This is a genomic window from Pseudomonas sp. Sample_23, from assembly GCF_004307595.1.
GTDB classification, from domain to species: domain Bacteria; phylum Pseudomonadota; class Gammaproteobacteria; order Pseudomonadales; family Pseudomonadaceae; genus Aquipseudomonas; species Aquipseudomonas atacamensis.
Genome location: NZ_RCNX01000037.1, coordinates 1 through 26493 on the forward strand (window position 1 = coordinate 1; position 26493 = coordinate 26493).

The 26493-nt window shown below is 59.7% G+C and carries 26 protein-coding genes; 10 read left to right on the forward strand and 16 right to left on the reverse strand.

What is annotated here, in order from left to right; translation table 11 throughout:
* Positions 1-80: 80 nt before the first annotated feature.
* The gene (tyrS, locus tag D8U82_RS09460; protein ID WP_024014528.1) at positions 81-1280 is read right to left on the reverse strand and encodes a tyrosine--tRNA ligase; all 1200 of its coding nucleotides are present in this window, start codon (positions 1278-1280) and stop codon (positions 81-83) included.
* A gap of 212 nt (positions 1281-1492) precedes the next feature.
* Between tyrS and D8U82_RS09470 the strand changes: the two genes are divergently transcribed.
* Together D8U82_RS09470 and D8U82_RS09475 are read left to right on the forward strand one after the other, a co-directional pair.
* The gene (locus D8U82_RS09470; protein ID WP_130902109.1) at positions 1493-2917 is read left to right on the forward strand and encodes a peptidoglycan DD-metalloendopeptidase family protein; all 1425 of its coding nucleotides are present in this window, start codon (positions 1493-1495) and stop codon (positions 2915-2917) included.
* Between the two features lie 3 nt (positions 2918-2920).
* Positions 2921-4012 carry an anhydro-N-acetylmuramic acid kinase gene (locus D8U82_RS09475; RefSeq protein ID WP_130902110.1) on the forward strand — a complete coding sequence of 364 codons (1092 nt, stop codon included), beginning with the start codon at positions 2921-2923 and terminating at the stop codon, positions 4010-4012.
* Between the two features lie 69 nt (positions 4013-4081).
* Here the strand turns inward: D8U82_RS09475 and erpA are convergent, their stop codons facing one another.
* Together erpA and argC are read right to left on the reverse strand one after the other, a co-directional pair.
* Entirely contained in the window at positions 4082-4432 is a 351-nt protein-coding gene (gene erpA, locus D8U82_RS09480) for an iron-sulfur cluster insertion protein ErpA (RefSeq protein WP_007918905.1), read from the reverse strand.
* A gap of 168 nt (positions 4433-4600) precedes the next feature.
* Entirely contained in the window at positions 4601-5635 is a 1035-nt protein-coding gene (argC, locus tag D8U82_RS09485; protein WP_130902111.1) for an N-acetyl-gamma-glutamyl-phosphate reductase, read from the reverse strand.
* 134 nt (positions 5636-5769) lie between these two features.
* On the opposite strand from argC, the gene hemJ reads away from it, so the two are divergent.
* The 6 genes from hemJ (at position 5770) to coq7 (ending at position 10303) form a co-directional block, all read left to right on the forward strand.
* Positions 5770-6198, forward strand: coding sequence for a protoporphyrinogen oxidase HemJ (gene hemJ / locus D8U82_RS09490; protein ID WP_016772928.1), 429 nt, complete (start codon positions 5770-5772; stop codon positions 6196-6198).
* Between the two features lie 33 nt (positions 6199-6231).
* Positions 6232-7200, forward strand: a complete 969-nt coding sequence (locus D8U82_RS09495) for a nitronate monooxygenase family protein (protein WP_125925552.1) — start codon at positions 6232-6234, stop codon at positions 7198-7200.
* A 66-nt stretch (positions 7201-7266) separates the two neighbouring features.
* Positions 7267-8214, forward strand: coding sequence for a DUF805 domain-containing protein (locus tag D8U82_RS09500; RefSeq protein ID WP_125925550.1), 948 nt, complete (start codon positions 7267-7269; stop codon positions 8212-8214).
* Positions 8215-8275: 61 nt separating this feature from the next.
* Complete coding sequence (locus D8U82_RS09505) at positions 8276-9064, forward strand: SDR family oxidoreductase (RefSeq protein WP_122612457.1); 789 nt, start codon at positions 8276-8278, stop codon at positions 9062-9064.
* 56 nt (positions 9065-9120) lie between these two features.
* Positions 9121-9459, forward strand: a complete 339-nt coding sequence (locus tag D8U82_RS09510; RefSeq protein ID WP_017128660.1) for a histidine triad nucleotide-binding protein — start codon at positions 9121-9123, stop codon at positions 9457-9459.
* A gap of 196 nt (positions 9460-9655) precedes the next feature.
* Complete coding sequence (gene coq7, locus D8U82_RS09515; protein WP_130902112.1) at positions 9656-10303, forward strand: 2-polyprenyl-3-methyl-6-methoxy-1,4-benzoquinone monooxygenase; 648 nt, start codon at positions 9656-9658, stop codon at positions 10301-10303.
* Between the two features lie 111 nt (positions 10304-10414).
* On the opposite strand, the gene speD is transcribed toward coq7, so the two are convergent.
* The gene (gene speD / locus D8U82_RS09520; protein ID WP_024014530.1) at positions 10415-11209 is read right to left on the reverse strand and encodes an adenosylmethionine decarboxylase; all 795 of its coding nucleotides are present in this window, start codon (positions 11207-11209) and stop codon (positions 10415-10417) included.
* Between the two features lie 237 nt (positions 11210-11446).
* On the reverse strand, positions 11447-11869 hold the full coding sequence (locus D8U82_RS09525) for an OsmC family protein (protein WP_016772921.1): 423 nt from the start codon (positions 11867-11869) through the stop codon (positions 11447-11449).
* A 235-nt stretch (positions 11870-12104) separates the two neighbouring features.
* On the opposite strand from D8U82_RS09525, the gene crp reads away from it, so the two are divergent.
* A complete protein-coding gene (gene crp, locus D8U82_RS09530; protein ID WP_016772920.1) occupies positions 12105-12749 on the forward strand; it encodes a cAMP-activated global transcriptional regulator CRP in 645 nt (214 codons plus the stop codon).
* Between the two features lie 9 nt (positions 12750-12758).
* Here crp and D8U82_RS09535 read toward each other — a convergent pair whose 3' ends face one another.
* The 4 genes from D8U82_RS09535 to D8U82_RS09550 form a co-directional block, all read right to left on the reverse strand.
* Positions 12759-13460, reverse strand: coding sequence for a lipoate--protein ligase family protein (locus D8U82_RS09535; RefSeq protein WP_130902113.1), 702 nt, complete (start codon positions 13458-13460; stop codon positions 12759-12761).
* Positions 13461-13587: 127 nt separating this feature from the next.
* Positions 13588-14424 carry an indole-3-glycerol phosphate synthase TrpC gene (gene trpC / locus D8U82_RS09540; protein WP_041476681.1) on the reverse strand — a complete coding sequence of 279 codons (837 nt, stop codon included), beginning with the start codon at positions 14422-14424 and terminating at the stop codon, positions 13588-13590.
* Positions 14421-15470, reverse strand: coding sequence for an anthranilate phosphoribosyltransferase (gene trpD / locus D8U82_RS09545; protein WP_016772917.1), 1050 nt, complete (start codon positions 15468-15470; stop codon positions 14421-14423). The genes trpC and trpD overlap by 4 nt, the downstream gene beginning before the upstream one ends.
* A 9-nt stretch (positions 15471-15479) precedes the next feature.
* The gene (locus tag D8U82_RS09550) at positions 15480-16073 is read right to left on the reverse strand and encodes an aminodeoxychorismate/anthranilate synthase component II (protein WP_041476683.1); all 594 of its coding nucleotides are present in this window, start codon (positions 16071-16073) and stop codon (positions 15480-15482) included.
* Between the two features lie 407 nt (positions 16074-16480).
* On the opposite strand from D8U82_RS09550, the gene estP reads away from it, so the two are divergent.
* Positions 16481-18388 carry an esterase EstP gene (gene estP / locus D8U82_RS09555; protein WP_130902114.1) on the forward strand — a complete coding sequence of 636 codons (1908 nt, stop codon included), beginning with the start codon at positions 16481-16483 and terminating at the stop codon, positions 18386-18388.
* A gap of 172 nt (positions 18389-18560) precedes the next feature.
* Here the strand turns inward: estP and trpE are convergent, their stop codons facing one another.
* From trpE to D8U82_RS09590, 7 genes are all read right to left on the reverse strand, one after another.
* Positions 18561-20042: an anthranilate synthase component I gene (gene trpE / locus D8U82_RS09560; protein ID WP_125925541.1), complete on the reverse strand. Its 1482-nt coding sequence runs from the start codon at positions 20040-20042 to the stop codon at positions 18561-18563.
* Between the two features lie 70 nt (positions 20043-20112).
* Positions 20113-20931: a phosphoglycolate phosphatase gene (locus tag D8U82_RS09565; protein ID WP_122612452.1), complete on the reverse strand. Its 819-nt coding sequence runs from the start codon at positions 20929-20931 to the stop codon at positions 20113-20115.
* Positions 20928-21602, reverse strand: a complete 675-nt coding sequence (gene rpe, locus D8U82_RS09570) for a ribulose-phosphate 3-epimerase (protein ID WP_007918813.1) — start codon at positions 21600-21602, stop codon at positions 20928-20930. Before rpe ends, D8U82_RS09565 begins: the two co-directional genes overlap by 4 nt.
* A gap of 114 nt (positions 21603-21716) precedes the next feature.
* On the reverse strand, positions 21717-22865 hold the full coding sequence (locus tag D8U82_RS09575; RefSeq protein WP_130902115.1) for an iron-containing alcohol dehydrogenase: 1149 nt from the start codon (positions 22863-22865) through the stop codon (positions 21717-21719).
* 285 nt (positions 22866-23150) lie between these two features.
* Positions 23151-23975, reverse strand: coding sequence for an ABC transporter permease (locus D8U82_RS09580; protein WP_016772909.1), 825 nt, complete (start codon positions 23973-23975; stop codon positions 23151-23153).
* A 12-nt stretch (positions 23976-23987) separates the two neighbouring features.
* On the reverse strand, positions 23988-25235 hold the full coding sequence (locus D8U82_RS09585; protein WP_016772908.1) for an ABC transporter permease: 1248 nt from the start codon (positions 25233-25235) through the stop codon (positions 23988-23990).
* A gap of 198 nt (positions 25236-25433) precedes the next feature.
* Positions 25434-26477: an ABC transporter substrate-binding protein gene (locus D8U82_RS09590; RefSeq protein WP_016772907.1), complete on the reverse strand. Its 1044-nt coding sequence runs from the start codon at positions 26475-26477 to the stop codon at positions 25434-25436.
* Between the last annotated feature and the right edge of the window lie 16 nt (positions 26478-26493).

The window sequence follows — 26493 nt, forward strand, 5'->3', positions numbered from 1 at the left end:
GGAGTTTTCCGTTTCGACTGCGCCGGAAGTGGGGCGAATTATAGACCTCTGGAATTCGCCGTCAACCCCCAATTTCAACTTTATTCAGATTTCAGCGTAATACGTGCAAAAGCCTTCTTGCCGGCCTGGCAAACGTGAGTCGCGCCCAGTGCATATATAAAGGAGCGATCAACCACCTCACCATCGACACGCACGCCGCCAGCCGCCAACAGATCTCGCGCCGCCGCTGAGTTCTTCACCAAGCCAGCCTTATTAAGGACAGCAGCGATCGGCATATCCTCAACCGAAGACAGTTCGATCTCAGGCAAGTCATCTGGAAGCTCGCCATCCTTCATGCGGTTGCCGGCGCCTCGGTGAGCATTCGCCGCAGCTTCTTCACCATGGAAGCGCGCAACGATCTCTTCAGCCAGCTTGATTTTGATGTCGCGTGGATTCGCTCCAGCTTCGACGTCAGCCCGGAAGGCGTTGATCTCATCCATCGAGCGAAAGCTGAGCAACTCGAAGTAACGCCACATCAGCGCATCCGGGATGGAAACCAGCTTGCTGTACATAACGCCTGGTGCTTCCTGAATACCGACATAGTTGCCCAGCGACTTGGACATCTTCTTCACGCCATCCAGACCTTCCAGCAATGGCATGGTCAGAATGCACTGTGCCTCCTGCCCATACCCACGCTGCAACTCACGCCCCATCAGCAAATTGAATTTCTGATCGGTACCGCCCAGCTCGACATCGGCGCGCAGCGCGACCGAGTCATAACCCTGAACCAGCGGATAGAGGAACTCGTGAATAGCGATCGGCTGGTTGGTGGTATAGCGCTTGTCGAAGTCATCGCGCTCGAGCATGCGAGCAACGGTGTATTGCGAAGTCAGGCGAATGAAATCCGCCGGCCCCATCTTGTCCATCCAGGTGGAGTTGAAGGCAACTTCGGTTTTCGCCGGATCAAGGATTTTGAAAACCTGAGTCTTGTAGGTCTCGGCATTTTCCAGAACCTGCTCACGCGTCAGTGGCGGACGCGTGGCGCTCTTGCCACTCGGATCACCGATCATCCCGGTGAAGTCACCTATAAGGAAGATCACCTGGTGCCCCAGTTCCTGAAACTGACGCAGCTTATTAATAAGCACGGTATGCCCAAGATGCAGATCCGGAGCGGTAGGGTCGAAACCAGCCTTGATACGCAGCGGTTGGCCGCGCTTGAGCTTCTCGACCAGCTCGGACTCGACCAATAGTTCTTCCGCACCACGTTTAATCAGCGCTAGCTGCTCTTCAACCGACTTCATAACAGACCCGCAAGGCTCAGATTCAAAGGGAACCAACCATACAAGAACGCGCACCAATTACAAGTTTTGCCCGGCGCACGGACACCAATCCACAGACCCGAGGTCTGTAGACTTGCTTCAGCGATGATTTGGTTATATTTTATACAGTTATTTCATCTTCATCATGTCATTCATCTTTTCCAATTCATCTATTTCAAAGTCAAAAATTACCTATGACCACAGAACCGTCTAAAGCGCCCCCGCTTTACCCGAAGACCCACCTGCTCGCCGCAAGTGGAATCGCCGCCCTTCTCAGCCTGGCGCTGCTGGTATTTCCCTCCAGCGATGTTGAAGCCAAAAAGACGACTCTGAGTCTTGAACTGGAAAGTCCTGCGGAACAACTGACACAAGATCAAGACGCTGCTGATGCGGCTCAAGCCACAAACGAGCCCGCAGCTTCGCCGTTCGCACAAATCGAAAACAGCGACGGAAACACCGCACAAACCGCTGAAACCGCGCCAACACCTGTGGCGCCTGCTGAGAAACCAAAAGAGCCTGGGCACCGCGAGGTCGTGGTTTCCAAAGGCGATACGCTGTCTACCCTGTTTGAAAAAGTCGGCCTACCGGCAGCCTCCGTGCACGAAATACTGGCTAGCGACAAGCAAGCCAAGCAGTTCAGCCAACTCAAGCGCGGTCAGAAACTCGAATTCGAACTCAGCCCGGAAGGCCAGTTGACCAGCCTGCACAGCAAAGTCAGCGACGTTGAAACCATTACTTTGACCAAGAACGATAAGGGCTATTCGTTCAACCGAGTGACTGCCAAGCCAACCGTTCGCACTGCCTACGTCCACGGTGTCATCAACAGCTCACTGTCGCAGTCCGCAGCCCGCGCCGGCCTTTCTCACAGCATGACCATGGATATGGCCAGCGTCTTTGGCTACGACATCGACTTCGCGCAGGACATTCGTCAAGGCGACGAATTCGATGTGATCTACGAGCAGAAAGTCATCAACGGTAAGGCGGTCGGCACCGGCCCGATCCTGTCGGCGCGTTTCACCAACCGCGGGAAGACTTACACCGCTGTTCGCTACACCAACAAACAAGGCAACAGCAGCTATTACACTGCCGATGGCAACAGCATGCGCAAGGCCTTCATCCGTACGCCGGTTGACTTCGCCCGCATCAGCTCGAAGTTCTCCATGGGCCGTAAGCACCCTATCCTCAACAAGATCCGCGCGCACAAAGGTGTCGACTATGCAGCGCCGCGAGGCACGCCGATCAAGGCTGCCGGTGACGGCAAAGTGTTGCTGGCCGGTCGTCGTGGTGGTTACGGCAACACCGTGATCATTCAGCACGGCAACACTTACCGTACGCTCTATGGCCATATGCAGGGCTTTGCCAAAGGCGTGAAAACCGGTGGCAGCGTCAAGCAAGGTCAAGTCATTGGCTACATCGGTACAACTGGCCTTTCCACCGGCCCGCATTTGCACTATGAGTTCCAGGTCAACGGCGTTCACGTCGATCCGCTGGGCCAGAAGCTGCCGATGGCCGATCCGATCGCCAAGTCCGAACGCGCGCGCTTCCTCGCGCAGAGCCAGCCGTTGATGGCGCGCATGGATCAAGAGAAGGCTACCATGCTGGCTTCGAGCAAGCGCTAAGCCATGGCCCTGTATATCGGTGTGATGTCCGGAACCAGTCTCGACGGGCTGGACATCGCCCTGATCGAGCAGACCTCGGCGATCAAACTGATCGCCACCCACTACCTGCCAATGCCTGACTCCCTGCGCGCCGAGCTGCTTGGCTTGTGCGCCAGCGGCCCCGACGAGATCGTCCGTTCGGCGATTGCCCAGCAACACTGGGTCGAACTTGCTGCGTCAGGCATCCACGCCCTCCTCGCGCAACAACAGCTTGAGCCCGAAGCCATCCGCGCCATCGGCAGCCACGGTCAGACCATTCGCCATGAGCCGGCGCGCGGGTTTACCGTGCAGATCGGTAATCCAGCCCTGCTGACTGAGTTGACCGGTATTACCGTCGTCAGCGATTTCCGCAGTCGCGATGTCGCAGCGGGTGGCCAAGGTGCGCCTCTGGTGCCAGCCTTTCACGAAGCGTTGTTTGAAGAGCGTACTGGTAACCAGGCAGTCTTGAATGTCGGCGGATTCAGCAATCTCAGCCTGATTGAGCCGAACAAACCTGTAGCCGGTTTCGACTGCGGACCGGGGAATGTTCTGATGGACGCCTGGATTCACCGGCAACGGGGCGAGAACTATGACCGGGACGGCAAATGGGCTGCGATCGGCAAGGTTGAACCAGCCCTGCTCACGGCACTGCTCAGCGACCCGTTCTTCGTCACCAAAGGCCCGAAGAGTACCGGCCGGGAAGTCTTCAATCTGCCATGGCTGGAACAGCATCTTTCGAACCTGCCAACCTTCGCAGCCGAAGACGTTCAGGCCACGCTGCTCGAACTGACGGCGCTGACCATCGTCGAGTCGCTACAAAGCGCTCAATCGGACACTCAGGAATTGCTGGTTTGTGGCGGCGGCGCGCACAACGCGACGCTGATGAGACGTCTGGCGGATCTGCTGCCAAATACCCAAGTCGCCAGCACCGCAACTCACGGCGTTGACCCTGACTGGGTAGAAGCCATGGCCTTCGCCTGGCTGGCTCATTGCTGCCTCGAAGGCATCGCCGCCAATCGGCCAAGCGTCACCGGCGCTCGCGGGCTGCGCGTACTCGGCGCCATCTACCCGGCATAAACTTCAGATACAAAAACGCCGCAGAACCGAAAGGCTCTGCGGCGTTTTGTTGTGTGCGCTGAAGCGCGATCAGATCGAGAACGACGAACCACAACCACAAGTCGTTGTGGCATTCGGGTTCTTGATCACGAAGCGCGAACCTTCCAGACCTTCCTGATAATCCACCTCGGCACCGGCCAAGTACTGGAAGCTCATCGGATCGACCACCAGGCTCACGCCTTCGCGCTCGACGATGGTGTCGTCATCGGCCACGTCCTCATCGAAGGTGAAACCGTATTGAAACCCTGAACAACCGCCGCCCGTAACAAATACGCGCAGCTTCAAGCGATCATTCCCCTCTTCATCGACCAGGCTCTTCACCTTGTGCGCAGCACCTTGAGTGAATTGCAAAGCCGTGGGGGTGAAGGATTCGACGCTCATGCTGACTATCTCCCGGCGTTACGCCGCCATAATGCGTGATGACGCGCATTATCCGCTTGTCCTAGAAAATTGGTCAACTATTAGAGGAGCAGCGGCAAGCTTCAAGCGGTGAGCTTCAAGCCTGCCTCTGATCTCTTGTAGCTTGTGGCTTGAAGCTCGTAGCTGCTTTTAAGGCAGCATGCCGGCGTGTGACAGGCCGAAGCGCTCGTCCAGTCCGAACAGAATGTTCATGTTCTGCACCGCCTGGCCCGAGGCGCCCTTGACCAGATTGTCGATCACCGAGAGCACGACCACCAGATCGCCATCCTGTGGACGATGCACGGCGATGCGGCAGACGTTGGCGCCACGCACGCTACGGGTTTCCGGGTGGCTGCCGGCTGGCATGACATCGACGAAGGGTTCGTTGGCATAGCGCTTTTCGAACAGTGCCTGCAGATCAACCGAGCGATCCGCTACTGTCGCGTAGAGCGTGGAGTGAATACCGCGAATCATCGGCGTCAGGTGCGGGACGAAGGTCAGGCCGACGTCCTTGCCCGCCGCGCGACGCAGGCCCTGGCGAATTTCCGGCAGATGACGATGACCTTTTACCGCATAGGCCTTCATGCTTTCCGACGTCTCGGAGTACAAAGAACCTACAGCGGCACCACGCCCGGCACCACTGACACCAGATTTGCAGTCGGCGATCAAACGCGATGCGTCGGCCAGACCTGCTTCCAGCAATGGCAGGAAACCCAATTGCGTTGCGGTCGGATAGCAACCCGGCACCGCGATCAGGCGCGCTTTCTTGATCTGCTCGCGATTGACTTCCGGCAGACCATAGACCGCTTCGTCCAGCAATTGCGGTGCGCCGTGTGGCTGGCCGTACCACTTGGCCCATTCATCAGCATCTTGCAGACGGAAGTCGGCGGACAGGTCGATGACCTTGGTGCCCGCCGCCAGCAGCTCGCCTGCCAAGGCGTGAGCCACACCGTGTGGCGTGGCGAAGAAAACCACGTCGCAGGCGCCAAGGGTTATCACGTCCGGCACGCTGAACGCCAGCCCGTCATAGTGACCGCGCAGGTTCGGGTACATGTCAGCCACGGCCAGACCGGCCTCGGATCGGGAAGTGATGACGACCACTTCTGCCTGCGGATGCTGTGCCAACAGACGCAGCAGTTCGACACCGGTGTAACCCGTGCCGCCGACGATACCGACCTTGACCATAAACCTGCCCTCAACGAACCCACTGGAAAGCCGTCGATAATAGGGGCCGCGCGCGCCTGCGACAACCGCCAAGGTGACGCGCGGACGCTCAAGCCTCTACTATCTGGCTACCGTGAATGAGGGAATAACCAAAAATGCTCTATCTATGGCTCAAAGCGTTTCACATTGTCAGCGTCGTCTGCTGGTTTGCCGGGCTGTTCTACTTGCCGCGCCTGTTCGTTTACCACGCGCAAAGCACCGACACGATCAGCCAGGAACGCTTCAGCGTCATGGAGCGCAAGCTGTATCGCGGCATCATGGGCCCGGCGATGATCGCCACGCTGATCTTCGGTGGCTGGCTGATCTACCTCAACCCGAGCCTTTTCAGCCAGGGCGGCTGGATTCACGCAAAACTGACTCTGGTCGTTCTGCTGATCGGTTACCACCATATGTGCGGCGCGCAGGTAAAACGCTTCGCCCGTGGCGAAAACACCCGCAGCCATGTCTTTTATCGCTGGTTCAATGAAGTGCCGGTTCTGATATTGCTGGCTATCGTAATTCTGGTCGTGGTCAAGCCGTTCTAACTTCAACCAATACAGATCCTCGGGGTGTTCTCAATGTCGCTGCCCGCTCTGCTCGAACAACGTCTGCGTCTGCCCGTAGTAGCAGCGCCGATGTTCCTGATCTCCAATCCGGAACTGGTGCTCGCCTGCTGCCGCAACGGCGTGGTCGGCAGCTTTCCGGCGCTGAACCAACGCGAAAGCAGTGGGTTCAAGGCCTGGCTGGAACAGATCGAAGCGGGCCTGGCGACGCTGGATAATCCGGCCCCTTATGCGGTGAACCTGATTGTTCACCACAGCAACCCGCGTCTGCAGGCGGATCTGGACATTTGCGTCGAGCACAAGGTGCCGATCGTTATCACCAGCCTCGGCGCGGTGAAGGAACTGGTCGACGCGGTGCACAGCTACGGCGGTCTGGTGTTTCACGACGTGACCACGCGGCGCCATGCCGAGAAAGCCGCTGAAGCCGGTGTCGACGGGCTGATTGCCGTCGCGGCCGGCGCCGGCGGGCATGCCGGCACCTGGAGTCCGTTTGCGCTGATTGCCGAGATCCGTGAGTTTTTCGACAAGACGCTGTTGCTTGCAGGATGTTTGAACCACGGCCATGAGATTCTCGCCGCGCAGCTGCTCGGCGCGGATTTGGCCTACTTCGGTACGCGATTTATCGGCACCACCGAAAGTCACGCGCCTGACGCTTATAAAGAAATGCTGCTGACAGCCAAGGCTGCCGACATCATTCATACTCCAGCGGTGTCGGGAGTGCCGGCCAGTTTCATGCGCCAGAGCCTGGAGGCGGCCGGTTTCGACATGGCGGCCCTGCAAGGCAAGGGCGAGGTCAATTTCGGCGACAAGCTCAAGCCGATCAACGATGAAGCCAAAGCCTGGAAGACCGTGTGGTCGGCGGGTCAGGGTGTTGGCCAGATTGGTGATCTGCCAAGCGTGGATCAGTTGATCGCGCGGCTCGACGCTGAATATCGTCAAGCCCAAACGCGCGCTGCACAGCTGCCACAACGCTGGCCGCGCTGAAAAACATATCTGGCCAGTCCTGATCAGACTGGCTGCCCAATGAATCGCGACAAGGATGCCTCGGCCATGAGCGACACCCGTTACAAGATCGTCTTCGACGGCGCGCTGCAGCCCGGCGTCGACCTCACCACCGCCAAACTGAATCTGGCGGATCTGTTCAAAAGCGATGTGGCCGCCATCGAGCGCCTGTTCAATGGCCGCACCGTCGCTCTCAAACGTGAGTTGTCTCACAGCGATGCGCAGACGTATCTGCAGGCGTTGAACAAAACCGGGATCGATGCGCGGATCGAAGCGGAAACCGCCATCGAGCTGAATCTCGCGGACGTCCACGATAACCCTGCAGCGGTGGTGGAACCGGACTCGCCTTACGCCCCACCGCGCGCCAATGTCGGTGAAGCTCTGCCGCCATTCGCCACGCTCAAGCCATTGAGCGTCGAAGGCCGGATCGGTCGCCTGCGTTTTCTGGCCTGGACCATGGTCTTGAGCCTGGTGACCCTGCCCATCGTCGGCGTGTTTGCTTTGATTGCGTTGGGCCTGGTCAGCGGCGACTCGACTACCGGGCTGATCCTCGGCGGCATTCTGGCGGTCTTCCTGTTCATTGGCTTCATGATCGTCAGCATTCTGTTCAGCGTTCAGCGCCTGCACGATATCGGCTGGTCGGGCTGGCTGTGGTTGTTGAATCTGGTGCCGTTCGTGGGCAGTTTTTTCCCGCTGGTAATGATGGTCGTACCCGGCAATGCCGGCGCCAACCGCTATGGCCCGCCGCCGCCACCGAACAGCACGGCGGTCAAAGTGCTGTGCTCGTTGTGGATCGTATTCTTCGCACTGATTTTTGCCGGCGGCCTGCTTGGCGGCTTCTCGGCTGTGCAGGAAGAATATGAAAGCAGTCTGGAGAGCAGCTATGACAGCGGCGCGGTGACCACCGACGAAGTTGAAGTTGTCGAGCCGCCAGCGATTTCCGCCGACGAGGCAGCCGAACCGGCGCAGGCCCCTGTAGACTCTGCGCAAGAATGAACAGCGCTCCCTGCCGCGACAACTGCGTCGCCGGCGCGGAGCTGTTGCGATGGAGAAATGCATGACCCGTTACGCTCTGATCACCGGTGCTTCCAGCGGCATCGGCCTGGCCATGGCCGAAGCACTGGCCCGGCGCGGCCGCAGCCTGATTCTGGTGGCACGACAGCGTGATCAGCTGGAAAGTATCGCCATCGAGCTGACCCAGCGTTTCGATGTCGAAGTATTGTTTCGTGCCTGCGATCTCGGCGAACCGTTGCGCCTGTCGGGCTTTTTGCTGGAGCTGGAAGAAGGCGACCGGCAAATCGATCTGCTGGTAAATTGCGCAGGCATCGGCACCTGCGGGCCATTCCTGGCGCAAGACTGGATGACCGAGCAGGACCTCATCGAGGTCAATATCCTCGCCCTCACCCGCCTCTGCCATGCGGTGGGTAACAGCATGGCGCTGCTGGGTGGCGGGCAGATCCTCAATGTCGCGTCGGTGGCTGCGTACAGCCCCGGCCCATGGATGAGCACCTACTACGCCAGCAAAGCCTATGTGCTGCATTTTTCCGAAGCCCTGCGCGTGGAGCTCAAACAAAGCGGCGTGAAAGTCTCCGTGCTTTGCCCCGGCCCGACGCGCACACCGTTCTTCCGAACCGCACAGATGAGTAGCGAAAAGATCGAAAGCAGCCACTCGCTGATGAGTCCGGAAGAAGTGGCACTGCATGCCGTACGCGCACTGGATAAAAACCGCGCCATCATTATTCCGGGACGGCGCAACCGCTGGCTGGCGTTCCTGCCGCGACTGGGTTCGCGCTGGCTTAACCGGACGATTGTCGGCATGGTCAATAAAGCTTACTGCCCCCGCTAGGAACACGACTTCGAAGCGGTACACTCGATTCAGCCCAACTCAACGGAGAAACAGCAGTGGATACTCTGTTCACCAAAATCATCAACCGGGAAATCCCGGCGAAGATCATTTACGAGGACGACCAGGTTCTGGCCTTCCATGACATCGCCCCACAAGCTCCGGTGCACTTTCTGGTAATCCCGAAAAAACCGGTGCGCACGCTCAACGACCTGACCGAAGACGACAAGGCGCTGGCCGGGCACATCCTGTTCACCGCGCAGCGTCTGGCACTGGAACTGGGTTGCGAAGAAGGCTTCCGCGTGGTGATGAACTGCAATGAACTTGGCGGGCAGACTGTCTATCACATCCATATGCACGTGCTGGGGCAGCGCCAGATGAACTGGCCGCCGGGCTGATGGGCGACAACCGACTGTGGGAGCGAGCCTGCTCGCGAAGGCGCCGATACATCCAACACTTCAGTAGCCGATAATCCGCTTTCGCGAGCAGGCTCGCTCCCACAAAAAAGCCTGACCGCCCAGCAAGTGACCCAGCGCAAACCCTCGACGGCCGATTCGGTTAAACTGGCCGCCGAGATTCTTCCCGGAGGTCAGCATGACTACCCAACGTCACTACTCGCCCATAGACCGTCTGCTACTGCAAGCCGATGCCGCGATGCGCACCCTGTTGCCCTTCAGTGGCCAGCCGTACCGCCCGTCGCCAGCGATTCTGCAGCCGGATACGCAGATGAGCGATGAAGACACCCGCCACGTCGCCGGTTTGATGCGCATCAACCATACCGGCGAAGTCTGTGCCCAGGCGCTGTATCAGGGGCAGGCGCTGACCGCCAAGTTGCCGCAGGTACGCGCAGCCATGGAGCACGCGGCTGAAGAAGAGATCGATCATCTGGTCTGGTGTGAGCAGCGCATCCATCAGCTGGGTAGCCACACCAGCGTGCTGAATCCACTGTTTTACGGCATGTCGTTCGGTATCGGCGCGGTCGCCGGGCTGATCAGCGACAAGGTCAGCCTTGGTTTCGTAGCGGCAACCGAGCATCAGGTCTGCAAGCACTTGAACGAACATCTGCAGCAATTGCCGGCCGAGGACGAGAAGTCCCGGGCGATTCTCGAACAGATGCGCATCGATGAAGAACACCATGCGGAAAGTGCGTTGGATGCGGGCGGATTTCGTTTTCCGGCGCCAGTGAAGTTCGGCATGAGTTTTTTGGCGAAGGTTATGACCAAGAGTACTTATCGGATCTGAGATCTGTGTCGGTGCTGATGACCTCTTCGCGAGCAGGCTCGCTCCCACAGAGGTTTTGTGTGAGGTATGAAAAAGGCGACCAGGAGGTCGCCTTTTTTGTTTCCGGGAATCTTAGGTCGGCATGTTGCGCGCGTAGAAGATTTCCAGCATTTCGTGTTTCACACGGTCGGTCACCTGGGCACGTTGCTCGGGCGAGAGGTTGCTGGTGGCGTCGCCGAACAGGTAGTTATCCAGTTCGAAGTTCTTCAGCAGCATTTTGGTGTGGAACAGGTTTTCCTGGTACACGTTCACGTCGGTCATCTGGTACGCGTCGCGGGTGTCTTCGGAGAGGTAGTTCTGGATCGAGTTGATCTCGTGGTCGATGAAGTGTTTGTTGCCTTCAACGTCACGGGTGAAGCCGCGCACACGGTAATCCACGGTCACGATGTCCGAATCGAACTGGTGAATGAGGAAGTTGAGCGCTTTGAGCGGTGAAATGACACCACAGGTCGACACGTCGATATCCACACGGAAGGTCGCAATACCATCGTCCGGATGGATTTCCGGATAGGTGTGCACCGTGATGTGGCTCTTGTCGAGGTGGGCCAGAATAATTTCGGGCAAAGGGCCCGGCGATTCTTCGATCTGGCTGTCAGTCGGGGTTACCGGCTCTTCCGAAATCAGAATCGTGACGCTGGCGCCCTGGGGTTCATAGTCCTGACTGGCGATGTTCAGGATGTTGGCACCAATGATCTCGACAACTTCTGTGAGAATCTGCGTCAGGCGTTTCGCGTTGTACTCTTGATTGATGTACTCGACGTAAGCCTGCTGGTCTTGCGGGGTTTCCGCGTAGCAGATGTCATAGATGTTGAAGCTCAAGGTCTTTGTCAGGTTATTGAACCCGTGGAGCTTGAGTTTGCTTTTCACCGTTAAAAACTCTCTATGTATGCGGCGCGGCCGCGTGATCAAGCATGCCCGTCAAGTGCGAACAACGCACCTGCGTAGGACGGTTAACACCTCTTCGCGATGGCGATTTTGGTTATCTGTTCAGGCGGATGACCCGTCGGCTGACCGATCACTGCCCTGAAAAAAGTGGCGCATTATGCAGACGTCAGCGGGGGATCGCCAGAGTCTGCACTGCTTTTATGATAGTTGAATGTCGGTTCAGCCGAGTTCAACGATTTCATAATCGTGGGTGATTGCCACGCCAGCCGCGCCGAGCATGATCGACGCCGAGCAATATTTCTCGGCCGACAGTTCGATGGCGCGCTTGACCTGAGCTTCTTTCAAGCCCCGGCCCTTGACCACGAAGTGCATGTGGATCTTGGTAAACACCTTCGGATCTTCAGTCGCACGCTCGGCGTCGAGGAAGGCTTCACAGCTTTCAACGGCCTGACGCGACTTCTTCAGGATGCTGACCACATCGAAATTGCTGCAGCCGCCGACACCCAGCAAGAGCATTTCCATCGGGCGAACCCCGAGGTTACGGCCACCGGCGTCCGGCGGGCCGTCCATCACCACGACATGACCGCTGCCGGATTCGCCGAGGAACATGGCTTCGCCAGCCCATTGGATGCGTGCCTTCATCGCCCAGACTCCACTGTAAAAAAAGGGTCGCCAGCTTAGCACAGCGCTTTGTCCCGACAGGACCGACGTCCTAGGACGGATGCTTTCTGGCTGTAGGTAATTTCTCGAATTTACGACGAAGTGTCTGGTAAGCTGGCGCCAATTCGCTGGCGCCAATTCGTCAGCTCTGTAGCGACCGCCTTCAGCGCCTCATAACAACTCAAACATCACCGTGCAGTCTTTTCGGGATACAACCATGGTTGCTATTACCCCCACACCCAAAATCAAGAACATCGATAAGCTGTTGATGCATTGCCAGCGCCGGCGTCATGCGGCCAAAAGCAACATCATCTGCGCCGGTGATCGCTCGGACACGCTGTACTTCATCATCAAGGGTTCGGTCACCATCCTCATCGAAGATGACGATGGCCGCGAGATGATCATCGCCTACCTCAACGCCGGGGACTTCTTCGGCGAATTGGGTCTGTTCGAGCAGGCAGGTCAGGAGCAGGAACGCAGCGCCTGGGTGCGGGCCAAGGTCGAATGCGAAACCGCGGAAATCAGTTACGCCAAGTTCCGCGAGTTATCGCAGCAGGATCCAGACATTCTTTACGCCCTCAGCGGACAAATCGCACAACGCCTGCGCAACACCACGCGCAAAGTCGGCGACCTGGCGTTTTTCGACGTCACCGGCCGCGTCGCCCGCTGCCTGCTGGAGCTGTGCAAACAGCCGGACGCCATGACCCATCCGGACGGCATGCAGATCAAAGTCACCCGTCAGGAAATCGGTCGGATTGTCGGTTGTTCACGGGAGATGGTCGGCCGCGTGCTCAAGGATCTGGAAGAACGCAATCTGGTCGACGTGAAGGGCAAAACCATGGTGGTCTTCGGTACGCGCTAAGCCCGTACATCAGGCGCTGTAGATCTGCGCCAGCATCAAACGAAACAATTCATCGAGACGCGCCAGCGCCTGTGGTGCGTTGAATTTCTCATGCAGGGCGATGTGGCTTTGCGCCCTCACCCGCTGCTCCAGGCCGCAGGTTTCATTGAAGCGGTTGACCGCGGCGACCATCGCTTCACGCTCGTCATCCATCAGCATTGCACCGTGCACCAGCCCCACCGGACGCTGGCCGCCCTGGCTCTGGCGCCAGCGCTGGGCGGTGCCGACCATTTTGCGACCGTCGAGATTGACGTTGAAACGTCCATCACAGAATGCGCCGTCGATTTCCCCGACCGACGAGGTGCCACCCAATTCATCCAGCAACTGGCAGATCGGATCGCACAGGCGGCGATAGCCGGTTTCGATGCGGTTCAGATCGCCTTCGCTGCGAGGCGGGGCATACACCAAGGCAATGTTGATGGTCGCAGCGGATTGCGGGACGGGCTCACCGCCCGTTTCACGCAACAGCACCGGCCAGCCAGCGGCAGCGGAGACTTCGCAGGCATGGTCGAATTGCGGGAGACGGTTGAGGCGGCGCGGCATGACCAGCGCGCGGTCGGTGGGCTGCCAGAACAGCAGGCCGAATTCGGCGTCGCCAGCGCAGACCGAGGCCAGCAAGTCCTGTTCGGCTTGCAGGCCGGATTCGATGGTCAGGGGGGTTGGCAGCGACATGACAGGCTCCGGCAACATGGAAATCTTTAGCGGTTTCGATGGCCCCTTCGCGAGCAGGCTCGCTCCCACAGGGGGAAATGCATTCCAAATGTGGGAGCGAGCCTGCTCGCGAATGAGGTCGACTCGGTCAGTCGAGGGTCGAACCACTGATCGGCACACCACGCTCCGGGAAAAACAGGCGCTGCAATTCAATCCCCGGATTTTCCGCGCGCATGAACGCTTCGCCGACCAGGAACGAATACACGTCGCTGATTTCCATCAGTTCGACGTCGGCACGATTGAGAATGCCGCTCTCGGTGATCACCAGGCGATCGCGCGGGATACGCGGCAACAGGTCGAGAGTAGTTTCCAGGCTGACATCAAAGGTGTGCAGGTTGCGGTTGTTGACCCCGACCAGCGGCGTGTCGAGGGTTTTCAACGCGCGCTCCAGTTCGTCACCGTCGTGCACTTCCACCAGGACGTCGAGACCGACGCCTTTGGCCACGGCGGCCAGCTCGGCCATTTTCACGTCGTCCAGTGCGGAGACGATGAGCAGCACGCAATCGGCGCCCAGCGCGCGGGCTTCAACGATCTGGTACGGATCGATCATGAAATCCTTGCGGATCACCGGCAGCTTGCAGGCGGCGCGCGCCTGTTGCAGGTAGGCATCGGCGCCCTGGAAGTAATCGATGTCGGTCAGCACCGACAGACAGGTCGCCCCGCCCTTTTCGTAGCTCTTGGCGATGTCTGCCGGGACGAAGTCTTCGCGGATCACGCCTTTGCTTGGCGAAGCCTTCTTGATTTCGGCAATCACCGCCGGTTGTTTCTTCTTCGCTTGCGCCAGCAACGCCTGGGCAAAACCACGGGGTGCATCGGCCGCCTTGGCCAGACTTTCCAGCTCGCTCAGGCTGACCCGAGCGCTGCGCTCGGCGACTTCCTCAACCTTGCGCGCCAGAATGTTTTCCAGAACCGTCGGTACACTCATCCTTCATTCTCCACTTTGAATACCGCGGTAAAGGCACCCAGCTCCTCGAGCTTTTCCCGAGCGAGGCCGGTGTGCAGCGCGTCGTGCGCCAGCTCCACACCTTGTTTCAGACTGCTTGCCAGGTCGGCGGCGTACAGCGCCGCACCGGCATTGAGCACAATCATCTCGGCAGCTTTCTGGCCGTTTTCGGTTTTGCGTTTACCGAGAGCGTCACGGATCAGCGCCAGCGATGCTTCCGGGCCTTCGACGGACAGGCCGTGCAGGCTCTGACTCTTCATGCCGAGGTCTTCCGGTTCGACCCAATACTCAGTGATTTCGTTGTTCTTCAGCTCGGCAACAAAGGTCGGCGCGGCGAGGCTGAATTCGTCCAGGCCGTCCTTCGAGTGCACGACCAGCACGTGTTTGCTGCCCAGTCGCTGCAAGACTTCGGCCAATGGCCGGCACAGCGTCTGGGTGAACACGCCGACGACCTGATGTTTCACACCGGCCGGATTCGTAAGCGGGCCGAGCATGTTGAACAGCGTGCGCAGGCCGAGTTCGCGGCGCGGGCCGGCGGCGTACTTCATCGCTTTGTGGTGGGTCTGGGCGAACATGAAACCGATGCCGACGTTGTCGATGCAACGCGCGACCTGTACCGGCGTCAGGTTCAGATAAATGCCGGCAGCTTCCAGCAGATCGGCACTGCCGCTCTTGCCGGACACCGCGCGGTTGCCGTGCTTGGCCACGGTGCAACCGGCGGCTGCGACAACAAAGGAAGACGCGGTCGATACGTTGAAGATGTTCGCACCGTCACCGCCGGTGCCTACCACATCGACGACGCCGTCGAGGGTTTTCAGCTCGACCTGATCGGCCAACTCACGCATCACCGACACCGCGCCGACGATTTCGTCGATGCTCTCGCTCTTCATGCGCATGGCCATCATGAACGCGCCGATCTGCGCTTCGGTGCACTGGCCGGTCATGATCTCGCGCATCACATCGCGCATTTCATCGGTGCTGAGGTCGAGGTGTTCGACGATACGGCTGAGGGCTGTCTTGATATTCATGGGAAGTCCTTAGCGCGTGCCGCCGGTTTGTTTGAGGAAATTGGCAAACAGTTCATGACCCTGCTCGGTGAGGATCGACTCGGGGTGGAACTGTACGCCCTCGATGTTCAGGGTCTTGTGACGCAGGCCCATGATCTCGTCGACCGAACCGTCATCGTGCTGGGTCCATGCGGTCAGCTCGAGGCAATCGGGCAGGCTGTCATGCTTGACGATCAGCGAGTGATAGCGGGTAACAGTGAGCGGATGATTGAGGCCGGCGAACACGCCCTTGTCCTCGTGGAATACCGGGCTAGTCTTACCGTGCATGACCTGGCGGGCACGGACCACATCACCGCCGAAGGCCTGGCCGATGGACTGGTGGCCGAGGCAGACGCCGAGGATCGGCAGTTTGCCGGCGAAGTGCTTGATCGCATCAATGGAAACGCCCGCCTCGGTGGGCGTGCACGGCCCGGGGGAAACCACGATGCGCTCGGGATTCAGCGCTTCGATTTCGGCGATGGTCAGTTCGTCGTTGCGCACCACTTTGACCTCGGCACCCAGCTCGCCGAGGTATTGCACAACGTTGTAGGTAAAGGAGTCGTAGTTGTCGATCATCAGCAACATGGCGTTTCGAACCTCTTGAATTCTGACTTGATGACAGCCTTCAGATGACTTGCCCGCAGGGCGCTGTGCGATGTCGGACGCGCACAGGGCGCCAGCACAGCGGCATTTCAAACAGACAAGGAAGGCAAAGCGATACAGATCCGGCGGAGCCGGCAGAGAAGATTCAGGCGCGCCAACGCCAGCGGGCGTGTGCCTTGATGACTTGATCCAGGAGTTTGCTGGTGATCAACACGGGGAAGGTCTCGTTCATACGTTCCGGCACAGTAACTTAGCTGGGCGGAGCGTGCAATATGGCGGGGCCTGCGGGTTATAAAACGGCAGAGGGATTCGCGACCGATGGCAAAATGCCGAACGTTTTTGGTACTGTCGTTTCGTTCACCTACAACAATAAATAAACGGACTTGCTCATGATCAGACAGACGTTGTTTGTACCGCTGGCCAGCTGCTTGCTCGCACTCGCTTGCGCCCAGGCCAATGCAGCGCCCAATCCTTATTCGAGTTTCATCGTCTTCGGTGACAGCCTCAACGATGCCGGTACCTTCGCCGACACGGGCGGCCCGGCGGGCTCCACCGAGCGTTACACCAACCGTACCGGGCCGGTGTATCAGGATGGCAGCGGCGAAGTTTTTTCATTGAATTCCACCCAGTTGCTTGGCGGCCGCCTGGGCTTTTCGCCCGACCAGACAGCCTCTTCCAGCTCCGCGGTGCGCGCGGAAAACGGCCAGCCTGACGGCAACAACTGGGCGGTCGGTGGTTATCGCACCGACCAGATTCTCGACTCGATCACCACCCAATCGGCCACCGGCGAACGCACCCGCGCCGGATACCTGCCGTCGAACGGCTTCCGCGCCGACCCGAATGCGCTGTATTACATTTCCGGTGGCGGCAACGACTTCCTCCAGGGCCGCATTCTCAGCCTGCCCCAGGCCAACGCCGCAGCCGATCGACTGGCCGACAGCGTGCAGACCCTGCAGACCGCTGGCGCCAAATACGTGATGGTCTGGCTGCTGCCCGACGTGGGCCTGACCCCGGCCCTCAATGGCACGCCGCTGCAAGCGTTCAGCAGCACCCTTGCCAACCAGTTCAACAGTCAGTTGGTGACGCGCCTGCAAGGCATCAACGCCGAAGTGATTCCTTTGAACATTCCGGTGCTGCTCTCGGAAGTCTTCGCCGACCCGGGGCGCTTTGGTCTGGCTACCGACCAGAACCTCACCGCGACCTGCTTCAGTGGCAATAGCTGCACGGAAAACGCCCGCTACGGGATCAACAGCGCCACGCCGGATCCGACCAAACTGATCTACAACGATGGCGTACACCCGACCGAATCCGGGCAGAAACTGATCGCCGATTACGCCTATTCGTTGCTGGCAGCGCCATGGGAATTGAGCCTGCTGCCGGAAATGGCCCATGGCACGGTGCGCGCGCATCAGGATGAATTGCGCAACCAATGGCAGGCGGACTGGGAGAACTGGCAAGCGGTCGGCCAATGGCGTGCGATTGTCTCGGCCGGCGGACAGCATCTGGATGTCGACAGCCAAAGCAGCGGCGCCAGCGCCGATGGCAGCGGTTACAACCTCAACGTCGGCGGCAGCTATCGCCTGAACGAAGCCTGGCGCGTGGGCGTGGCGGCCGGTTTGTATCGACAGAATCTCGAGGCCGGGCACAACGATTCCGACTACAAGCTCAACAGCTACATGGCCACCGCGTTCGCCCAGTTCCAGCAGAATCGCTGGTGGGCCGACGCGGCGCTGACCGGTGGCAAACTCGACTACGACAACCTCAAGCGCAAGTTCGACCTCGGCGCCAGCGAGGGAGCGGAGAAAGGCGATACCGACGGCAGCCTGTGGGCGCTCAGCACGCGCCTGGGCTATGACATTGCGCAACCGGGCAGCCAATGGCATCTGTCGCCGTTTGTCAGCGCCGATTACGCCAGTGTCGACGTCGACGGTTACTCGGAAAAGAGCAACCGCGCCACCGCGCTGACCTTCGATGACCAGAGCCGCGATTCGAAACGCCTGGGCCTGGGGATTCAAGGCAAGTACAACTTCACCGCGCAAACCCAGGTGTATGGCGAATACGCCCACGAGCGTGAGTACGAAGATGACGTGCAGAAGGTCAACATTGCCCTCAACACCCTGCCGGCCAATGACTTCACCCTTGAAGGCTACACACCGGCAAGTCACCTGAACCGCTTGAGCCTGGGTGTCAGTCACAAGCTGACGGCGGATCTGGCGCTGCGTGGCGGTTATACCTTCCGCAAGGATGATGACTTCAAGCAGCAGGGCCTGAATGTCGGGGTTGTGCTGGATTTCTGAGTCGTAGATGCAAAAAAGCGGCGCCTGTCAGGGCGCCGCTTTTTTTATGCTTCAACACAAAACCCGATGTGGGAGCGAGCCTGCTCGCGAAAGCGCTGGGTCAGTCAGCATCAACGGTGACTGACTCACCTCTTCGCGAGCAGGCTCGCTCCCACACGGGAAATTGCGTGGCTCAGGCGTCCGGGGTCTGCTCGGCCAACGCCACGGCGCGGAACATCGCGCGGCGTTTGTTCAGGGTTTCTTCCCATTCCAGCGCCGGCACCGAGTCGGCGACGATGCCGCCGCCGGCCTGCACGTGCAGCTCGCCGTTCTTGATCACTGCCGTGCGAATGGCAATGGCGGTGTCCATGTTGCCGTTCCAGGCGAAGTAACCGACCGCGCCGCCGTACACACCGCGCTTGACCGGCTCCAGCTCGTCGATGATTTCCATCGCGCGAATCTTCGGTGCGCCCGACAACGTACCCGCCGGCAGAATCGCCCGCAGTGCGTCCATCGCGGTCAGGCCCGACTTCAACTGGCCGGTGACGTTGGAGACGATGTGCATCACATTGGAATAACGCTCGATGACCATTTTCTCGGTGAGCTTCACCGAGCCGATTTCCGAAACGCGCCCGGTATCGTTGCGGCCCAGATCGATCAGCATCAAGTGCTCGGCGATCTCCTTGTCATCCGAGAGCAGATCCTGCTCCAGCGCCACATCGGCTTCTTCGGTGGCACCGCGTGGGCGCGTGCCGGCGATCGGGCGCACGGTGATCAGATTGTCTTCGACGCGCACCAGCACTTCCGGCGAACTGCCGACGACGTGGAAATCGCCGAAGTTGAAGAAGTACATGTACGGCGTCGGGTTGAAGCACCGCAGGGCACGGTACAGATCGATCGGCGCAGCTTTGAAGTCGATCGACATACGCTGCGACGGCACCACCTGCATGCAGTCGCCGGCGAGGATGTATTCCTTGATGGTGTCGACGGCTTTTTCGTAATCGTCCTGAGTGAAACTGGAACGGAACACCGGATCGGCCGATTGCTGTTTGCTGAAATCCAGGCCACGACGCGGGGTGATCGGCTGACGCAGTTGCTCGAGCAGTTCCTGCAAACGCGCCTGACCTTGCTCGAAGGCATCGGTCTGCGCAGGGTCGGCGAGGACGATCGCGTGCATCTTGCCGGCCAGGTTGTCGAACACCACAACGGCGTCGGAAACCATCAGCAGAATGTCCGGCACGCCCAGCGGATCCGGGTTCGGGCATTTGCCCAGACGCTTCTCGACATAGCGCACACAGTCGTAACCGAAGTAACCGACCAGACCACCGTTGAAGCGCGGCAGGCCGGCGATGGTCGGCACGTTGTAGCGCGCCTTGAAGGTTTCAACGAAGGCCAGCGGATCTTCGACGTCATGGCTTTCGGTCTCGACGCCATCGACGGTGATGCTGACGTGATGATCATGAACCCGCAGCACGGTGCGGCACGGCAAGCCGATGATCGAATAACGGCCCCATTTCTCGCCGCCCTGCACCGATTCGAGCAGGTAGGAGTTGGGCTGATCGGCCAGTTTCAGGTAGATCGACAGCGGCGTGTCGAAGTCGGCCAGGGTTTCGCAGGCCAGCGGGATGCGGTTATAGCCGTCAGCGGCCAGACGCAGGAATTCTTCGCGATTCATAAGGTGCCTCGTGGTGTGAGGTGCAATCAGTCAGGTATGCAAACGCGCCGGCAGGGCCGGCCAGAATCAGTCAGGCGCGCCAACGCCAGCGGGCCAGGGCCTTGATGACTTTCATCCAGAGTTTGCGGGTGACCACCACGATGGCGTTTCCAGAAGGGGGTTGAACAGCGTCGGGCAACGTTATCCCACCGGCCAGATCCAGGCAACCGGGAATTAGTTTGCGCAAATCGTCGATCACCAGTGCCGGCGATTCCTCGGCAATCGGCCGGCCATGGTTGTAGCCATAACTCAGCGCCACACACTTGACCCCTGCTGCTTTCGCCGCCTGCACATCACTGCGCGAGTCGCCGACGAACAACGATTGCGAGGCCGGAATGTTGGCCATTTTCATTACGAAAAACAGCGCCGCCGGGTCAGGCTTCTTCTGCGGCAGGGTATCGCCGCCGATGATCCACTTGAAGTAGCGGCCGATCTTCATCTGATCGAGCAGAGGCGCGACGAAGCGCTCGGGCTTGTTGGTGATCAGCGCCATGGCCACGCCTTGCTTGTGCAGCCACTTGAGCGTGTCGCGCACACCGGGATAGACCACGGTCAGCTCATGGCTGGCGCCGTACGCCTCCATGAAAATCTCCAGTGCGCGCTCGGCTTCAGCGTCGTCCACTGCCGAGTCATCGATACCACCCGCCAAGGCCCGACGCACCAGCACCGGCGCGCCATTGCCGACCCATTCGCGCACCGCTTCGATACCCGCCGGCGGACGGCCGAGGGAGAGCAGCATGGTGTCCACCGCCGCCGCCAGGTCGGGAACCGAATCGATCAGCGTGCCATCCAGATCGAACATCACCAACCGTGGCAACTGCCCCGGGAACAACTGCTCAAAACCGCTCATGGGCGCGCCAGTGCCAGTTCGGAACGCATCTTGTCGATGACTTCCTGATAGTTCGGCGCGTTGAAAATGGCCGAGCCGGCGACAAAGGTGTCAGCGCCAGCAGCGGCAATTTCGCGGATGTTGTTGACGTTGACGCCGCCGTCGATTTCCAGACGGATGTCGCGACCGGAAGCGTCGATGATCGCCCGCGCTTCACGCAACTTGTCGAGGGTGCCGGGAATGAACTTCTGCCCGCCGAATCCCGGGTTGACGCTCATCAGCAGGACCATGTCGACCTTGTCGATCACGTACTTGAGCACGTCCAGCGGAGTCGCCGGGTTGAACACCAGACCGGATTTGCAACCACCTTCGCGGATCAATTGCAGCGAGCGATCGACGTGCAAAGTGGCTTCCGGGTGGAAGGTGATGTAGGTCGCGCCGGCTTCGATGAAGTCGCCGACGATGCGGTCCACCGGGCTGACCATCAGGTGCGCGTCGATCGGCGCGGTGACGCCGTACTTGCGCAGTGCCGCGCAGACCATCGGGCCGATCGTCAGGTTCGGTACGTAGTGGTTGTCCATGACATCGAAGTGGACGAAGTCGGCGCCGGCGGCGAGAACGTTGTCCACTTCCTCGCCGAGGCGGGCGAAGTCGGCGGAGAGGATCGACGGAGCAATTACGAAGGGCTGCATGACGCACCTGTGCTGAGCTAAATCACGATGGCGCGCATTGTATACCTCAAGTTTCCACGCGCGCACCGGGACCGCGATGATTGGGTTGTGCCATGAGCCCTCAGCGATCGCGCCTCAGTAAGCCGCGCGGTAGATCTTCTCGATATCGCCGGCGCTGAGTTTGCGCGGATTGTTGCGCATTAGCCGCTCGATGCCGGCGGCCTCCACGGCCATCGCCGGGATCGCTTCCTCCGGCACGCCGAAACTGCGCAGCCCGGCAGGGATTTCCACCGCCGCGCACAGGTCGGTCATGGCCTGCACGGCTTTGTCCGCGGCTTCGCTGGCGCTCAGATGCGCGGTCTTCACGCCCATGGCTTCGGCGATATCCTGCATGCGTTCGACGCAGGCCATTTTGTTCCAGGTCATCACATAGGGCAGCAGCAAGGCATTGCTGACACCGTGGGCAATGTTGAAGCGACCGCCCAGCGGATACGCCAGCGCATGCACCGCACCGACCCCGGCGTTACCGAACGCCATCCCAGCCATCAGGCTGGCGGTGGCCATGTCTTCGCGCGCTTGCAGATTGGCGCCGTTGGCGTAGGCCTTGGGCAGAGCGCTGGCGATCAGCTTGATCGCGCCGATGGCGAGGGAGTCGGTGATCGGCGAGGCGTTCACCGACAGATAGGATTCGATAGCGTGCACCAGTGCATCGACACCACTGGCGGCAGTGACACTGCGCGGACAGGTCAGGGTCATTTGCGGGCTGACCAGCGCCACGTCCGGCAACAGATAGTCGCTGACGATGCCTTTCTTCAACTGCGCGACCTTGTCCGAGAGGATCGCCACGTTGGTGACTTCAGAGCCAGTGCCGGCGGTGGTCGGAATGGCGATCAGCGGCGGACCCTTGCGCGGCACCTGATCGACACCGAACAAATCTTCCAGCGCGCCGTGGTAACCGGCGTAGGCGGCGACACTTTTGGCAATATCGATGGCGCTGCCACCCCCGAGGCCGATCAAACCGTCATGCCCGCCCTCACGGTAGGCACGCATGCAATCTTCGACGATGGCGATTTCCGGGTCGGGCAGCACACGGTCGAAAATCTCGTACTCGCGCCCGCCAAGTTGCACCAGCGCCAGCTCGATAGTACCGGACTTGACCAGCGCGGCGTCGGTGACGATCAGCGGGTTGTCGATGTCGAGGCGGGTGAGTTCGGCGGCCAGTTGCTCGATGGCTGCGGCGCCGGTGATCAGTTTGTGAGCGATTTTGAACTGGGACAGACTCATGGTGCGCAGCCTCTTATAGATGTGGGAGCTGGGCACAAGATTAGCTGGGGATTTGGGGTTGTCTGCTATTCAGGGTGTGAATGGTTGACCGGATAGGAAGATCAAGAGTCCCTCACCCTAACCCTCTCCCGGAGGGAGAGGGGACTGACCGGGTTGTACTCTCGAAATACATCGACCTGAATTACCGAGTCGAACTCCGGCCGTGAAAGCCACGAAAATCTGCTCCCTTCCCCCTCGCCCCCTTGGGGAGAGGGCTGGGGTGAGGGGTGGCTTTTGACCTTGATCTCAGACCTGCGCAGTACGCAGTTTCTCGCTGCGCCCGCGCAGCCATTCCAGTGTCAGCAGCAGAATCACCGAGAAGGCAATCAGCAACGTCGCCGCCGCTGCAATCGTCGGGCTGAGGTTCTCGCGAATCCCGCTGAACATCTGCCGAGGCAATGTCGCCTGCTCAGGCCCGGCAAGAAACAGCGTCACCACCACTTCATCGAAAGAAGTGGCAAAGGCAAACAGCGCCCCGGAAATCACTCCCGGCGCAATCAGCGGCAAGGTCACCCGGCGGAATGCTGTCAGTGGTGAAGCACCGAGACTCGCAGCAGCACGCACCAGATTGTGATTGAAGCCCTGCAACGTCGCCGACACGGTGATGATCACAAACGGCACACCCAATACCGCATGCACGACGATCAGCGAGAAGAAGCTGTTACCCAGCCCCAGTGGCGCGAAGAACAGATAACTCGCCACGCCGATGATCACCACCGGCACCACCATCGGCGAAATCACCAGCGCCATCACCAGCGATTTGCCGGGGAAGTCGCCACGGGTCAGGCCGATCGCCGCCAGCGTGCCGAAGATCATCGCCAGCACCGTCGCCGCCGGGGCGACGATGATGCTGTTCTTCAGCGCGCGCATCCATTCCGCCGAGGCGAAGAAGTCGTGGTACCACTGCAGCGAGAAACCTTGCAGCGGATAGACCAGGAAACTCCCCGAGTTGAAAGACAGCGGAATGATCACCAGCACCGGCAGGATCAGGAACAGCAGAATCAGGCCGCAGAGAATCCGCAGGCTGTAGAACCACACCCGTTCGATGGGCGACATGTAAGGACTCAGCATCGCAAATTCCCCTTAGCTCAGGCGCAGGCGACTGGCGCCGACCAGCCAGCTGTAGATCAGATAAAGCACCACGGTCGCCAGCAACAGCAGCCCGCCGAGTGCAGTGGCCATGCCCCAGTTGATGCTGGTGTTGGTGTAGAAGGCGACGAAGTAACTGACCATTTGGTCGTTCGGGCTGCCGAGCAGCGCCGGGGTGATGTAGTAGCCAATCGCAAGGATGAACACCAACAGGCAGCCGGCGCCGACACCAGCGTAGGTCTGCGGGAAGTACACCCGCCAGAAACTGGCGAACGGATGACAGCCCAAGGAAATCGCCGCGCGCATGTAGGTCGGCGAGATGCCTTTCATCACGCTGTAGATCGGCAGAATCATGAACGGCAGCAGAATGTGCACCATCGAGATGTATACGCCGGTGCGGTTGAACACCAGTTCCAGCGGTTTATCGATGATGCCCATGGCCAGCAGCGCACTGTTGATCAGACCGCCGGATTGCAGCAGCACGATCCACGCTGCGACCCGCACCAGAATCGAAGTCCAGAACGGCAGCAGCACCAGGATCATCAGCAGGTTGCTCTGCCGCGAAGGCAGGTTCGCCAGCAAATAAGCCAGTGGATAGGCGAGCAGCAGGCAGATCACGGTGATGACCAGGCCCATCCAGAACGTGCGAGCGAAGATGTCGAGGTAGATCGCCTGATCCGGGGTGGCTGGAGCCAGTTCGCCGAGGTCATCGATGCGGTGATCGACCGCCGCCAGCAGGTAATACGGAGTGATGCTGCTGGTGTTGCGTTTCACCGCTTGCCAGTAGGCCGGGTCGCCCCAGCGTTCGTCGAGCGCTTCCAGCGCTTCTTTATAAGAAGCCGGTTCGCTGGCGAACGGCAGCGCCCGGGCGGTTTTGGTCAGCAGGCTGCGGTAGCCGGCCAACTCCATGTTCAAGCGCTTGGACAGATCGCCCAGCGTCTGGTTTTTGCGGGCTTCGGCGAGGTCTTCGCTGGCCGCCTTGTACACCGGCTCGGCGGGCAGACCACGGCCGTCCCAACTGGCGATGGCAGTGACAGTGCGCGGCATGCCGCCAACCACTTCCGGGTTGCCGACACTTTTATAGAGAAGCGCCACGATCGGCACCAGAAACACCAGCAGCAGAAACAGCACCAGCGGCGCAATCAGCGCCTGGGCTTTCCAGCGGTTGACCCGCTCGGCGTGCTTGAGCTTCTGCTTCAAGGTGGGGCTGGCGCCCTCGTTCAGGGGAACGGCGATGGCCATGACGTACTCCGCAAATCTTTGATCGTTACAGAGGTGGCGAACCACCTCGAACTTTTGCCAGTGATCGTTCCCACGCTCTGCGTGGGAATGAATCCAGTGACGCTCTGCGTCACACAGGGACGCGGAGCGTCCCGGGCGGCATTCCCACGCAGAGCGTGGGAACGATCATCCGGAAAGCCATCGGTCCGCATGCTTGGCTTATTTGGCAGCCCAAGAGTTGAAACGCTGTTCCAGTTGCTCGCCGTTGTCAGCCCAGAAGCTGACGTCGATCTGCACCTGGTTGGCGATGTTTTCCGGGGTGGTCGGCATGTCTTTCAGGACATCCTTGGCCAGCAGCGGCACGGCTTGGGTGTTGGCCGGGCCGTAGGCGATGTTTTCCGAGTAGGTCTTCTGCTGCTGCGGCTGCACCGAGAAGGCGATGAATTTCTTCGCCGCTTCGGCGCGCTTGGCGTCCAGACCTTTCGGGATTGCCCAGGCGTCGAAGTCGTAGATGCCGCCGTTCCACACCACTTTCAGGTTGGATTCTTTCTGCACCGCAGCAATGCGACCGTTGTAGGCCGAACTCATCACCACGTCGCCGGAAGCGAGGTATTGCGGCGGTTGTGCACCGGCTTCCCACCACTGAATGCTTGGCTTGAGCTCATCGAGTTTCTTGAAGGCGCGATCCTGGCCGCCCTTGCTCGCCAGCTCTTTGTAGACGTCTTTCGGCGCGACACCATCGGCCATCAGCGCGAATTCGAGAGTGTACTTGGCGCCTTTGCGCAGGCCGCGCTTGCCCGGGAATTTCTTCGTGTCCCAGAAATCCGCCCAGCTGGTCGGTGCGGTTTTCAATTTGTCGGCGTTGTAAGCCAGTACGGTCGACCAGACGAAGAAACCTACGCCGCACGGCTGAATGGCGCCTTTGACGTAGTCTTCGGTCTTGCCGAACAGGGCCGGGTCGAGTTGCTCGAACATGTCTTCGTCGCAACCACGGGACAGCTCTGGCGATTCAACTTCGACCAGATCCCACGACACGCTCTTGGTGTCGACCATGGCTTTGACCTTGGCCATCTCGCCGTTGTATTCGCCGGCAACGATCTTGCCATTACCCGCCGCTTCCCACGGTGCATAGAAGGCTTTGACTTGCGCCGCCTTGTTCGCCCCGCCAAACGACACCACGGTCAAGTCCGGGCCGGCAGCCATCGCGCCGGTCGCACCCATCAGGCCCAGAGTCAGGGCGGTGAACTTCAGGGATCTCAACATTTATTGTTCTCTCCAC